Origin of the sequence: Nonomuraea sp. WAC 01424 (assembly GCF_003947315.1) — a bacterium.
GTDB lineage: Bacteria > Actinomycetota > Actinomycetes > Streptosporangiales > Streptosporangiaceae > Nonomuraea > Nonomuraea spiralis.
This window is the reverse complement of the sequence record NZ_QHHZ01000025.1, coordinates 51,525-64,275: the sequence shown is the minus strand read 5'-3', so window position 1 is coordinate 64,275 and position 12,751 is coordinate 51,525. Positions and strand designations below refer to the sequence as shown.

Genomic DNA, 12,751 nt, shown 5'->3' with positions numbered 1-12,751 from the left:
CATGCCATACCGACTGGTCGGTTACTAGCAGTTCTGGTCCTTCACCCACAGCCGCAGCAGCCCGCGGAAGTGCTCGGTGAACCGCTCGCGCTCAGCGGCCGGGTACGTCGCCGCCACCGTCCCCACCAGCAGCCGGTCGAAGTCCGGCCCGGCGACCCACTCCTGGACGACCTCGTCGATGTGTCCCAGGTGGGTGCGGCAGAACTCCTCGTACCGGTCGACCTCGAAGTACCGGTCGGCCAGCTTGCGGTACTGGGCCAGCCGCTCGCCGTAGTCGCCGGTGACGGCGAAGTAGTCGTGCGTCTCCAGGTCTATGCGCGGACGGCGGCGGGTGACCACGCAGAACACGCTCCACTTCACCAGCGCCTTGATCGCCCAGGGGAAGTAGTAGTGCAAGCTGATCAGCGCCACGTCGGGGCAGGCGTTGGCGTAGTCGATCGGGTGCACGTCCGTGCCCTTGACCAGGGTCTCGCAGGAGTTGAACTCCCAGCGGAAGAACGCGTTCACCAGCCGTCCGACGGTGACGACCTCCTCGCCCACGGACGGCGAGAGGAACTCGTGGTCCACGGCGTACCGGTCGTGCATCGGCTCGTCGGGGCGGAAGCGCATGACCATGGTCTCCGCGCCGATCGACAACGACCTGGCGAAGGCGTCGTACCCCTCGACGGACTGCTGGAGGTGCATGAGCATCTCGCCGCTCTGGTCGTAGGCGCGGTGCAGCTCGTCGCGGTCGCGTACCCGGGAGACGCCCCGCCAGGCCCCGCCGTCGTACGGCTTCATGAACAGGGGGTAGCCGATGCCCTCGGCGACCGCGTCGAGGTCGAAGGCCCGGTTGTAACGCTCGGAGGTGTAGGCGTAGCGGGCGTTGTCCACCGGGTTCTTGTACGGCACCAGCACCGTCTCCGGCACCTTCAGGCCCAGCCGCATCATCGCGCAGTAGGCCGCGTGCTTCTCCATGGACTGGAACGTGAACGGGCTGTTCAGCAGGTAGACGTCGTCCATCATGGCGATCTTCTTGAGCCACTCGCGGGGGTGGTAGTACCAGTACGCCAGCCGGTCGATCACCAGCTCGTGGCGTGGCCTGGCGCGCAGGTCGAACGGCTCGATCGTGATGCGCTCGACGTCGAACCCGCCCACCCCCTTGATCGGCCCCAACCGGCGTAACACGGTCTCGAACGCCGCCGGCCAGTCCTCCTCGGTCCCCAGCAGCAGCCCAATGAGATGACGCACGATGCTCCTCCGCGGCCGCCGCGAGGGCTCACACGCCGGGCAGGCGACCGTTCCTGAACAGGTCGACGAACCGTTGATGGTCTTCCCGAGCCTGTGCCCCATAACGGTGGGCGAAATCCACCAACATGCCGACGAATCCGGCCTGATCGCCGTCGATGACCGCGACGATGGCCTCCTCCGTCGAGAAGTCCACCAGGTCGTGGCTGGACTCGTCGTCGGCCACGGAGTGCATGCGCGCCACCGCCCGCCCGAGGTCGCGCACGATGGACCGCAGCTCGTCGGGCTCGTTGACGTCGTCCCAGGCGAGGTCGGCCGAGTACGGCGACACCTCGGCCACGAGCTGGCCCACCCCGCCGAGCGTCGTGTAGCCGAGCCAGGGATCGGCGTACGCCTGGAGCGCCCGCTGCGACTCCGCCGTGCGGTGGCCCTGGTGCAGGAAGTAGGAGGCCGCCTTCTCGTTGGCGACGTAGCGGGCCACGGCCGGCGCCTGGGCCTGCTTCATGTAGAGGATGACGTCGTTCTCCAGCGCCTGCGAACGCCCCTCCAGCAGCAGGTTGTACGACGGCAGCCCCGCCGACCCGATCCCCACGCCCTTGCGCAGCGCCACGTCCTTGACCACGTGCTCGACCGGGTTGGACGGCGTGGGCAGCGTCCCCAGGTAGTCCTCGAACGCGGCGAGCACGGCCTGCCTGGTCGCCGCGTCGACCTCCTCGCGCCCGTCCATCATGGCGAAGCGCCGCTCGTAGTCGTCGATCACGGTCTCCACGTCGAGCATCGCCACGCGCGTGCTGAGCCGCGCCGTCTGCAGCACCCGGTGCAGCACGCCGCCGGTGGTGTCCAGCGTGAGCGAGCCGATGGCCTCGTCGCCGCCGGTCGCGATGCCGTGCAGCTCGGCCAGGTACGCCCGCGCGAACTCGCCCACCAGCACGCCGATCGTCTCGTCCGACAGCGCCTTGGCGTAGCCGATCAGCGCCACGCTGGCGGCGAAACGCTTGAGGTCCCAGACGTAGGGGCCGACGTAGGCCTCGTCGAAGTCGTTGACGTTGAAGACCAGCACCCCGGAGGCGTTCATGTACGTGCCGAAGTTCTCCGCGTGCAGGTCGCCGTGGATCCACACCCGGCCGGTGGGCTCGTCGAGGTAGGACTCGTCGGCGAAGTCGCCCGTGAGGTCGGCGTAGAACAGGCTGGCGCTGCCCCGGTAGAAGGCGAAGGGGGAGGCCGCCATCTTGCGGAACTTGCGCCGGAAGGCGGCCGGGTCCCGCTTGATCGACTCGCCGAACTCGGTGATCAGGACGTCGAGCAGGAAGGAGGAGCGTGTGCCCATACGCGGACCGTAGCGCCCCGCCGACCCGCTCGCCTACCCCGAACTTCCCCTGACAGGGCCAGGTCAGGGATGTTGCGAGGAGACCGACACGGTTTCCCCCGTCATGTACGAAGAGTAGTCACTCGCCAGGAAGACGATCACGTTGGCCACCTCCCACGGCTCGGCCGACCGCCCGAACGCCTCCTTGGCGGCCAGCTCCGCGAGCAGCTCCTCGCTCGTCACCTTCGCCAGGAACGGATGCACGGCGAGTGACGGCGCGACCGCGTTCACCCGTACGCCGTGCTCGGCGACCTCCAGCGCGACGCACCTCGTCAACGCCATCACCCCGGCCTTGGCCGCCGCGTAGTGCGCCTGCCCGCGCTGGGCCCGCCAGCCGACCACCGAGGCGTTGTTCACGATCACGCCGGAGCCCTGGCCGATCATGTGCCGGACCGCGGCCCTGGTGCAGCGCATGGTGCCGTTGAGGGTGACGTCGAGGACCGCGTGCCACTGCTCGTCGGTCATCTCGGCCAGCGGGGCCGTACCGCCGAGGCCGGCGTTGTTGACCACCACGTCGAGCCGGCCGTGCGCCTCCACCACCGCGTCGAACAGCGCCAGCACCTGCGGCTCCGACGTCACGTCGCACGGCACCGCCAGCGGCTTGACGCCGGTCAGCTCCGTCAGGGCGTCGGCCGCTTCGGCCAGACGGTGCTCGTGCCGGTCGGACAGGACGATCGTCGCCCCCTCCTCGGCGCAGCGCCTGGCCGTGGCGTAGCCGATGCCCGCGCCCGCCGCGGCGGTCACCAGCGTGACCTTGCCGTCGAGCAGACCGTGCGACCTCGGATAGGGCGGTGCCATCCGTGCTCCAATCAGCGGGGAAGTCCCAGAGTGCGCTCGGCGATGATGTTCCGCTGGATCTCACTGGACCCGGCATAGATCGTGTCCGCCCGGCTGAACAAATACAAGCGCTGCAGGTCGTTCAGGCCGCCGTCCGCCACCAGTCCGGCCTTTCCCTGCACCTCCTGGGCCAGCTCGCCGAGCCGCTGGTGCCACTCCGACCAGTAGAGCTTGGCGATCGACACCTCCGGGCCCGGGTCCGGGCGCAACATCCGCAGGGCGTTCAGCCGCATGATCTCCAGCTCCAGCCACGACCGGACGAGCCGGTCGCGCAGCACGGGATCCTGCGCCGCCCCGGTACGCCGGGCGGTCGCGATCACCTCGGCCAGCTCCCGCCGGAACCCGATCTGCTGGCCGAGCGTGGAGGCGCCGCGCTCGTGGCCCAGCGTGGCCATGGCCACCCGCCAGCCGTCGCCGGGCGCCCCGAGCAGGGCGCCGGCGGCCGTGCGCGCGCCGTCGAAGAACACCTCGTTGAACTCGGAGGTGCCGGTGAGCTGCCGGATCGGACGTACGGTGACGCCCGGCTGCCGCATGGGCACCAGCAGGTACGACAACCCGCGATGCCGCTGCGAGCCCTCCTCGGTACGGCACAGGACGAAACACCAGTCGGCGAGGTGGGCCAGCGACGTCCACACCTTCTGCCCGGTGATCACCCATTCGCCGCCCTCCAGCCGCGCCCTGGTCTGGACGTTCGCCAGGTCGGAACCGGCCTCGGGCTCGGAGTAGCCCTGGCACCACAGTTCCTCGCCGCGCTGGATCGGGGGGAGGAAACGCTCCTTCTGCTCGTCGGTGCCGAACTCCAGGATGGTCGGGCCGATCAGGCCCTCGCCGATGAGGCCGACCCTGGCCGGGGCGGCGGCTCTGGCGTACTCCTCGTAGAAGGCGACCTGGTCGTCGAGGGAGGCGGCGCGGCCGCCGTACCGTTCGGGCCAGCTCAGGCAGGTCCAGCCCGCCTTGCCGAGGTGGCGTTCCCAGGCCAGGCGCAGGTCGTGCCCCTCGTGCTCCCTGCCGGGGCCGCCGAGGCCGCGGGCCTGCGCGTACGCGCCGGACAGGTTCTCCTCCAGCCAGGCGCGGGCCTGCTCACGCAGGCTCAACAAAGCCCCCGTAGCCGCCCTGGAAGAACACCAGCGGGCCGCCGTCGGCGTGCGTGTCGAGCTGCAGCACGCGGGCCACGATGATCACGTGGTCGCCCGCCGGGTGCGCGGCCGGGACCACGCAGTCGAGCCAGGCCAGCGCGCCTTCCAGCACCGGGTTGCCGCCGGGGGAGCCGGTCCAGCTCAGCCCGGCGAACTTGTCGCCGCCCTTGGCCGCCATCTGCGCGCAGACCGATCGCTGATGCTCGGCCAGCACGTTCACCGTGACGACCTTCGCGCCGCGCACCCGGGGCCAGCTCGTGCTGGTGTGGGCGACGCAGAAGGCCACCAGCGGGGGGTCGAGCGAGACCGAGGTGAAGGAGTTGGCCGCCAGGCCGCAGGGCTGGTCGTTCGCCGGGTCGAGGGCGGTGATCGCCACGACGCCGGTCGCGAACCGGCCGAGGACCTGGCGGAACCGGCGGCTGTCGAGGTGGCCGTTCCCGCTGGGCTGTGAGGGGCCGGTCGGCATGGTGGCTCCGTTGCGAGTCCTGCTGCGCTGAAGGGGCGTCGGAAGGCCGCGACAGCCGTCCGGCGCGATGAGCCGGGCAGCGTGTGTGCTCATGGGGTCCGCCTCCTCGTCACCGACTGCGCCCATCATACCAAGCGCTTGCTTGGACAGTAGGTCCATTTCGAAAACCGTGTCAACCCGTACGTGCTTAGGGGTATCGCCGCGCGACGGCCCGGGGCGGGTTCGTACGGCGATTGACTTGGGGAAAGCGAGGGCCTAGCGTGACGTACGTGCCCAAGCGCTTGCTTGATTTTCGGGACGTGACCGCCATCGCGGGAGTCGGCTACACCCCCTTCACCAAGAACTCGGGCGTCAGCACCCTCACCCTGGCCTGCCGAGCCGTCCTGGCCGCCCTGGACGACGCCGGCCTCCCCCCGGACGCCGTGGACGGCCTGGCCACCCACCGCGTCGGCGACTCGGCACCGCCCTCCCTGGTGGCCCCCGCCCTGGGCCTGCCCGACCTGGCCTGGCACCTGGACCAGTTCGGCGGCGGCAGCGTCTCGCACGCCGTCGTCGGCCAGGCCGCCCTGGCCGTGGCCACGGGGATGGCCGAGACCGTCGTCTGCTACCGCGCGATAAACGCCCGCTCCGAGTTCCGCATGGGCGGCACCGGACGCGGCGTCCCGGTCAGCCCGGAGGTCCAGTACCAGGCCCCGTACGGTTACGTCGCCCCGCCGCAGCAGTACGCCATGTACGCCCGCGCCCACATGCTCAGGTACGGCACCAAGGAGGAGCACTTCGGCCGGTTGGCGGTCACCCAGCGCGCCAACGCGGCGAAGAACCCGCGGGCGCTCATGCGTACCCCGATCACGCTGGACGACTACCTGGCCGCCAGGTGGATCGCCGAGCCCTTCCGCCTGCTCGACTGCTGCCTGGAGACCGACGGCGCCTGCGCGGTCGTCGTCACCACCGCCGAACGCGCCCGCGACCTGCGCCGTCACCCCGTCCTGATCTCGGCGGCGGCCTGGGGCGGCGGCACGTCCCACCTGTCCGGCACGGCTCCCGCCGACCCCACCGTGACCGCGGCCGCCGCCCTGGCCCAGCGCCTGTACGCCCAGGCCGGCCTCGGCCCCCGCGACGTGGACGTGGCCGAGATCTACGACTGCTTCACGTACTCGGTCATCGTGCAGCTGGAGGACTACGGCTTCTGCGCCAAGGGCGAGGGCGGCCCGTACGTGGAGTCGGGGGCCACGGCCATGGACGGCGAGCTGCCCGTGAACACCCACGGAGGTTTCCTGTCCGAGGGGTACGTGCACGGCGTCAACCACATCGCCGAGGCGGTCGCCCAGCTCAGGGGCGAGGCGGGGGAGCGGCAGGTGCCCGGCGCCGAGGTGGCGCTCTCGACCGCCCAGCCCGGCTACATCCTGCCCGCTACCTCCGCCCTGATCCTCAGAAGGTCGTGACCCATGGCCCACGGTCCCCGTCCCGAGCCCGACCGAGACTCCGCCGAGTGGTGGGAGCGCCTGGCTGGGGAGGGGTTCGCGGTGCAGCACTGCGACAACTGCGGGACCGCGCGCTTCCCGGCGCGGGCCTTCTGCCCGTCCTGCCGGGGCGAGTCCTGGCGCTGGACGCCGGTGCCGGCCGAGGGCGTGGTCGAGAGCTGGATCGTCAACCACCAGCCGTTCCTGCCGGGCGCGCGGGAGCCGTACGTCGTCGTGATGGTGCGGCTGGACGCGGTCCCCGGCTGCCTGCTGCCCGGGAACTGGCGCGGCGCGGCCCCCGAGCCCGAGCCCGGCCAGCGTGTACGAGGGGTCCGCACCCGGATCGACGACCGGCTGACCCTGCTCGACTGGGAGCCCCTGAGCGGTGATCTGGATGTCCATTCGCCCGAGCGCACATCCTCCCGCTGATCGATCTTCATCCGGGCAGTGGATTGGTACCGGTAATTCCCACCAGTCCCACCATTCCGGAAGGTGCCCCCAGGTTGGGCCGCGAGGGTTGATGATGAAGCTGAGGCGTCAACACTGGAGGCGACCCGGACTTGACGGCAGACGTGTGCGGCAGTGACTCGGCGACAGACGTGACCCCGGCGTCACGGCCGCTGACTCCTGCCGTGGGTCCGGGCCGGAGCCGGACGGCGCGCAGTCCTCCGGCGGCGGGGGCGGTACGGCGGCGGCGAGCAGGTCCCTCGGAGGAAGACGCGTCCTGGCGGGCGTGGGGGACCCGCCAGGACGCGCTTCCTGCCCCGTGAGCGGCGACGCCAGGACTCCGGCGAGGGATGGAGTCCTAGGCCGCGGGTTCGCGCACGGAGTCGGTGGGGGTGTGCGAAGGCACGTGCCGCCGGCGACGTGCGGCGATGCGTCGGGCTGAACCGACAGGGTCATCAATGGGGTGCGTGACGGGGGCGCCACCCTCCTCGTTCCAGACAAAGGATCCGTCTTTGCACCACACGGTCAGTTCAGTCGACACCGAGAGCACGGGCATTCCACCGCCACTGCTCTGATACGTGTGGGTGGACCGCCGGCAAGGCAACACGTAACGCAGTAAACGTGTTGCTTCGCGAGGGTCCCGCCAGGGCAGGAACGGCGTGTCCGTGCGGACCGGCGACATTGGCCTCCACCCCCTCACCGGCCTTTAGATGGATTTGTACCAACGAATGGATGATGGGCCGGTCGAGGGGCTTCGGTCAAGGGGTTGTGGCCTGCTAGAACCAGATCGTCTAAATTGTTGGAACAAAAGGGGTGAAAGTGGCAAGGTCGGTGCTGTATCAGCAGGTGGCTTCGGAGTTGCGTCGAGCCATCTACTCGGGTGTTCTCGGCCCCGGGGCGCAGCTGCCGACCGAGGCACAGCTCATGGAAGACCACGGGGTGAGCAGGAACACCGTCAGGCTGGCCCTCGGGGAACTCGTGAACGAGGGGCTGGTCACGCGCACGCCGCGGCGCGGAACGGTGGTCCGGGACCGCAGACCGCTGCTGATCTACCCGCAGCGCGAGCTGGAGCCGCAACCCACCGGGGAACTGAAGGAGGCCTTCGCCTACGCCGTTGCGCAGGAAGGCCGGGCTCCGAGCCAGTACATTGAAGTTCTGACGGTTTCTCCCGTCGAGGAGATCGCCAGCAGGCTGGAGTTGGCGGATGGAGAGCTGGCGGTCGTACGTCGCCGCCTGCGGTTCGTGGACGGCCAGCCGTACAACACCAACGACTCCTACTTTCCCCGTGATCTGGTCGCCGATTCCGAGATCGCCAGGCCCGGAGACATCGCGCGAGGGGCGAACCGGGTTCTGGAAGAACTGGGCCATGCGCAGATACGCGTCGTGGACGACATCTGGGCCCGCATGCCCAACCAGGAGGAGGCCGAGCGTCTCCAGCTTGAACTCGGCACACCAGTCATGGTGTACGTCCGAGTCGGATACGACGGGGCCGACATGCCAGTGCGTGTCGCTGTGTCGGTGCTGCCCGCCGACAAACATCTGATCAGATACGAGCTCGATCGTCGCCGCTGACGGGCTCGGTTGAAGGGGTGATCCCGCCGGCCGGGCGCAGCGAGAAAGCCGCCTCGCTGGCCTAGGGGAGTCGTGCATACTCCCCTAAATCGCCATTTATCCATATATATCGGGTTGAGGACCCATTACGCCCCTGCGCGACATTGCGTCATCACGCTGAGTGTTGGCATGGGCACCCTACGCATCGAAGGGCTGTATTATGCACACAAACACCCTCCTTCACCCGCTCGCACTCCGGCGCGCGGAGGCCGCGGACCTTCCCGGCGTACTCAGGCTTCTCGCGGACACCGCCGAGTGGCTCTACACGCAGGGAGTGCGGCAGTGGCCGCGGCAGGGATTCGGCCCCGAGCGGATCGAGCCGCTCATCGAGGAGCGGGTCCTGTACCTGCTCGACGACGAGCTCCGCTATCTCGACCCCGACGTCCAGGCCCCGCCCGTGGCCACGATCGCCCTCGACGACAACGCCGACCCCGAGTTCTGGACGCCCGCCGACAACCCGGGCGCCGCGCTCTACGTCCACAAGCTGGCCGTGGCCCGGCCCTGGTCCGGCAGCGGACTCGGCGACGCGCTCCTCGACTGGGCCTGCACCGCGGCCCACGCCTCCGGGCTGCCCTGGCTCCGGCTCGACTGCGCCAAGGCCAACCCGCGGCTGCAGGACTACTACCGCACCCGCGGCTTCCGGCACGTCCGTACCGTGGACCTGCCGCACCGCTCGTCCGGGGCCCTGTTCCAGCGGCCGTCGCGCGATCTGTCCACGACGGCCTTCCGTGACCTCACGGTCGCGGAGCTGATCAGCGCCTAGCGAACCCCTCTGGCCGGATCCGGCCCGAGCGGAGCCGGGTCCGGCCGGCGGTCATGCCGCCTCACGACAGGCGGCAGTTCACCGCGGGCACCGAGCTTTCAGTCAGTCGGGTGGTCCAAGATCGTACCGCAACGCGCGGCCTCGGGGCGCCGAGGGCGTGTGCGTTTCCGGCGCAAAAGGACAGAGCACCATATAACCTCTCCTCCATGACCGGATCCCTCCTTGAGGTGATCGCGCTCAACGTGCGCGACGCCGTTGCCGCCGAGCAGGGCGGCGCCGACCGCCTTGAGGTCGTCGCCGACATGGCGGCCGACGGGCTCACCCCCGCACCGGAGACGGTCGCCGCGATCGCCGCGGAGTGCCCTCTGCCCCAGATGGTGATGTTGCGCTGCGAGGCGAACTTCACCGCCGGCCCCGACATCCTGGACCGGCTGCGCCGCGACGCCAAGGAGCTCGCCCAGGCGGGCGCGGCCGGGTTCGTCTTCGGCTTCCTGGACGGCGCGGGCGTGGTCGATCTGGCGGCCACCGAGGCGCTCATCCACGCCGTCTCACCGCTCCCGTGGACCTTCCACCGCGCCGTCGACCACGCGGCCGACGTACAGGCGTCCTGGCGGGCCGTGCGGCTGCTGCCCAACCTGGCCACCGTGCTCACCTCCGGCTCCCCGCAGGGCGTCGGCGCCGGGATGCCGACGCTGAAGTCCCGCGCCGAGGCGGGCGACGGCTCGATCGTCCTGGCCGGCGGCGGCCTCAAGCCCGTCCACGTGCCGGACCTGCTCGACTACGGCATCCGCGCCTTCCACGTGGGCTCGGCCGTACGGCCGACCTGGTCGGACCCGGTCGACTGGCGGCTGGTCCGGCAGTGGCGTTCCCTGGTCGAGCGCGACTGATCCCCGCAGGAACGGATCACAGGGCCGCGTCGGCGCGGCGGAGGGCGGCCGCCAGCGTCCGGATGGTGGCCGGCTCGTCCATGACGCCCTCCCCGGCCGCCCGCCGCTCCTCCCAGGCCCGTACGCGCTCGCGGTAGGAGTCGTAGCGGGCCAGGTGGAAGGCGTGGACGGTGGCGAACCTGCTCACCAGGTGGGCGGGATGCATGTCCCAGCCCTGGTAGAAGCCATGGGCCAGGGAGTGGCCGACCAGCCGGGCGTGCCGGCCCCACAGGGCGTGTACGTCCTCGGCCCGGTCGGAGGCGGGCGCGGCGGCCAGCGAGCCGTCGGACAGCTCCACGCCCGTGCCCGCGAACGCCGTCTGCATCACGTGCCTGGCGTGGTCGCAGGCCGGATGGTCGAGCCGCTGCTCGTGCGGCGGCAGGCCGATGGCGGCGGTGTAGTCGAACACGCCGAAGTGCGCCGCGGACAGCCGTCCGCCGAACGCCCCGGCCAGCTCGGCCCGCAGGAAGTGCAGCGTCTGCGGGGCCTCCACCTGCATCTCGAAGCGCAGCCGCGGCAGGCCGAGCCGCGCCTCCAGCCGTTCGAGCACCCCCGCGAACATGCCGAGGTATTCCTCCATCAGCACCTTCGGGAAGGTCACCGTGAACCCGGCGGGCAGCTCGCCGGCGTGGTCGAGCACCCCGGTCAGGAAAGCGCCGAGCGTGCGCACCGAACGTCCGGGGTCGCCGTCGGCGAACGACTTCACCCGTAGCCCCCACCGGCGCGGCAGGGTCCCGGCGGCGTGCAGGTCGGCCACGGCCCGCGCCGCCCGTCCGGCGTGGCCGTCCTCCTCCTCGTACGGGCGCACGCCGTAGCCGTCCTCGAAGTCGATCCGCAGGTCCTCGATCGGCTCGCGGGCCAGCTTGGCGAGCACCCGCTCGTGCACGCCGGGCGCGAACGCCTCCAGATGGGCCTTGGCCAGGGAGGACGCCTGCCCGCCCCACTCGGCGACGGTCGAGGCGGAGAACCGGTCGGCGGGCACGTAGACGGTGTGGACGGGCTGCCGGTCCGGCTCGGTCATGGGGTAGCGGGCCTGCTGGGCCGCGTGGACCTCGGCGAAGCCGGGCACGGTCTCGTCGTTCACGTACGGGCTCATTCCCGGTGGGCGCAGGCGCGGAGCATGGTGTCGACGCCGACCAGCTTGACGCGTTCGCCGCGGCCGAGCGACGTGGCCAGCTCGCTCTCGGCCCGCTCGATGGCCAGCCAGTCGCCGTACGTCACCGGCCGCACGCCCCGCTCGGCCAGCAGCGACTCGACGGACGGCCGCGACACGCGCTCGCCGCCCTCCAGGGCCTCCCCGTCCAGGTCGGCCAGCAGCGTGCGGACCGTCTCGGCGGCGTCGGACTTGTTGGTGCCGATGACGCCGGTCGGGCCGCGCTTGAGCCAGCCCGCCACGTACTCGCGCGGGCGCACCCGGCCGGCCTCGTTGGGCACGGTCATGGTCCGCTCGGAGAACGGCACCCCCGGCAGCGGGACGCTCTGGTAGCCGACCGAGCGCAGCACCATGCCGACGGGCAGCGTCTCGTACTCGCCGGTGCCGACGACGCGGCCCTCCTCCGACAGGCGCGTACGTTCCAGCCGCAGACCCTCGACCCGCTCGGCGCCCAGGATCTCCACCGGCCGCAACCAGAAGCGCACGTCGAGGCGGCGCGGGCGGCCGACGGGCTCGCGACCGGCCCACGACTGCAGGACCTTGATGTTGCCCTGGACCTGGCGCGGGAAGTCGGCGCCGAGTACGGCCGACTCGTCCGGGCGCACGCATACGTCGGCGTTGGCCAGCTCACCCAGCTCGCGCAGCTCCTTCAGGGTGAACTTGGCGTGCTCGGGCCCGCGCCGCCCGACCATGTGGATGGCCTTGACCTGGCTCTGGCCCAGGCGTTCCAGCACGTCGTGGGGCACGTCGGTGTGCCGCAGCTCCTCGGCGGTCTTGGCCAGCACGCGCACGACGTCGACGGCCACGTTGCCGACGCCGATCACCGCGACCTCCGAGCTGTCGAGGGTGAAGCGGCCGGGATCGACGTCGGGATGGCCGCAGTACCAGTTGACGAAGTCGGTCGCCGCGACGCTGCCCGGCAGGTCCTCGCCGGGGATGCCGAGCCGCCGGTCGACCATCGCGCCGGTGCAGTAGACGACCGCGTCGTAGACCCGCAGCAGGTCCTCGACGGAGAGGTGGTCGCCCAGGGTGACGCCGCCGAGGAACCGCACCTGGGGCAGCTCCAGGACCCTGCGCAGGTAGTTCGCGATCGACTTGATCGACGTGTGGTCGGGCGCCACCCCGTACCTGACCAGCCCGTACGGCGTGGGCAGCCGTTCGAGCACGTCGACCTGGACGGGCTCGACCGACTGTTTGACCAGCGCCTCGGCCGTGTAGATCCCGGCGGGGCCCGACCCGATGACCGCCACGTGCAACGCCACGCTGCCTCCTCATGCCGGTGAAGGTGCGACGCGGAGTACGCGTCCCAAGAGGTGCAACCGGCCCGTGTCATCGATGTATCCCCGGTCGCCCTCGCGG

Annotated in this window: 12 protein-coding genes; 5 read left to right on the top strand and 7 right to left on the bottom strand. The window is 70.8% G+C overall.

Going from position 1 to position 12,751, the window contains the following annotated elements:
- Window positions 1-24: 24 nt before the first annotated feature.
- From DMB42_RS47515 to DMB42_RS47495, 5 genes are all read right to left on the bottom strand, one after another.
- A complete protein-coding gene (locus DMB42_RS47515; protein WP_221762687.1) occupies window positions 25-1,230 on the bottom strand; it encodes a RimK family alpha-L-glutamate ligase in 1,206 nt (401 codons plus the stop codon).
- 28 nt (window positions 1,231-1,258) lie between these two features.
- Complete coding sequence (locus DMB42_RS47510; RefSeq protein WP_125647087.1) at window positions 1,259-2,554, bottom strand: DUF2252 domain-containing protein; 1,296 nt, start codon at window positions 2,552-2,554, stop codon at window positions 1,259-1,261.
- 63 nt (window positions 2,555-2,617) lie between these two features.
- Window positions 2,618-3,391, bottom strand: coding sequence for an SDR family oxidoreductase (locus DMB42_RS47505; RefSeq protein ID WP_125647084.1), 774 nt, complete (start codon window positions 3,389-3,391; stop codon window positions 2,618-2,620).
- 11 nt (window positions 3,392-3,402) lie between these two features.
- Window positions 3,403-4,524, bottom strand: coding sequence for an acyl-CoA dehydrogenase family protein (locus DMB42_RS47500; protein WP_125647081.1), 1,122 nt, complete (start codon window positions 4,522-4,524; stop codon window positions 3,403-3,405).
- Entirely contained in the window at window positions 4,511-5,032 is a 522-nt protein-coding gene (locus tag DMB42_RS47495; RefSeq protein WP_125647388.1) for a flavin reductase family protein, read from the bottom strand. Before DMB42_RS47495 ends, DMB42_RS47500 begins: the two co-directional genes overlap by 14 nt.
- Window positions 5,033-5,313: 281 nt before the next feature.
- Here DMB42_RS47495 and DMB42_RS47490 point away from each other — a divergent pair, with 281 nt between their 5' ends.
- The 5 genes from DMB42_RS47490 to DMB42_RS47470 all read left to right on the top strand — a co-directional run bounded on the left by DMB42_RS47490 (window position 5,314) and on the right by DMB42_RS47470 (window position 10,200).
- Window positions 5,314-6,474: a thiolase C-terminal domain-containing protein gene (locus tag DMB42_RS47490; RefSeq protein WP_125647385.1), complete on the top strand. Its 1,161-nt coding sequence runs from the start codon at window positions 5,314-5,316 to the stop codon at window positions 6,472-6,474.
- Window positions 6,475-6,477: 3 nt separating this feature from the next.
- Window positions 6,478-6,921 carry a Zn-ribbon domain-containing OB-fold protein gene (locus DMB42_RS47485; RefSeq protein WP_125647078.1) on the top strand — a complete coding sequence of 148 codons (444 nt, stop codon included), beginning with the start codon at window positions 6,478-6,480 and terminating at the stop codon, window positions 6,919-6,921.
- 837 nt (window positions 6,922-7,758) lie between these two features.
- Entirely contained in the window at window positions 7,759-8,511 is a 753-nt protein-coding gene (locus DMB42_RS47480; RefSeq protein WP_185845243.1) for a GntR family transcriptional regulator, read from the top strand.
- 199 nt (window positions 8,512-8,710) lie between these two features.
- Window positions 8,711-9,313 carry a GNAT family N-acetyltransferase gene (locus tag DMB42_RS47475; protein WP_125647075.1) on the top strand — a complete coding sequence of 201 codons (603 nt, stop codon included), beginning with the start codon at window positions 8,711-8,713 and terminating at the stop codon, window positions 9,311-9,313.
- Between the two features lie 206 nt (window positions 9,314-9,519).
- Window positions 9,520-10,200: a copper homeostasis protein CutC gene (locus DMB42_RS47470; protein ID WP_125647072.1), complete on the top strand. Its 681-nt coding sequence runs from the start codon at window positions 9,520-9,522 to the stop codon at window positions 10,198-10,200.
- Between the two features lie 16 nt (window positions 10,201-10,216).
- On the opposite strand, the gene DMB42_RS47465 is transcribed toward DMB42_RS47470, so the two are convergent.
- On the bottom strand, window positions 10,217-11,323 hold the full coding sequence (locus tag DMB42_RS47465; protein WP_260478362.1) for a DUF6986 family protein: 1,107 nt from the start codon (window positions 11,321-11,323) through the stop codon (window positions 10,217-10,219).
- Window positions 11,324-11,331: 8 nt separating this feature from the next.
- Window positions 11,332-12,654: an FAD-dependent oxidoreductase gene (locus DMB42_RS47460; protein ID WP_260478361.1), complete on the bottom strand. Its 1,323-nt coding sequence runs from the start codon at window positions 12,652-12,654 to the stop codon at window positions 11,332-11,334.
- Window positions 12,655-12,751 lie beyond the last annotated feature (97 nt).

Bases quoted from the DNA above. Each gene is read 5' to 3' on its own strand.
- DMB42_RS47470 (WP_125647072.1), top strand. From the start codon at position 9,520: ATGACCGGATCCCTCCTTGAGGTGATCGCGCTCAACGTGCGCGACGCC.
- DMB42_RS47505 (WP_125647084.1), bottom strand. From the start codon at position 3,391: ATGGCACCGCCCTATCCGAGGTCGCACGGTCTGCTCGACGGCAAGGTC.
- DMB42_RS47485 (WP_125647078.1), top strand. From the start codon at position 6,478: ATGGCCCACGGTCCCCGTCCCGAGCCCGACCGAGACTCCGCCGAGTGG.
- DMB42_RS47475 (WP_125647075.1), top strand. From the start codon at position 8,711: ATGCACACAAACACCCTCCTTCACCCGCTCGCACTCCGGCGCGCGGAG.
- DMB42_RS47510 (WP_125647087.1), bottom strand. From the start codon at position 2,554: ATGGGCACACGCTCCTCCTTCCTGCTCGACGTCCTGATCACCGAGTTC.
- DMB42_RS47495 (WP_125647388.1), bottom strand. From the start codon at position 5,032: ATGCCGACCGGCCCCTCACAGCCCAGCGGGAACGGCCACCTCGACAGC.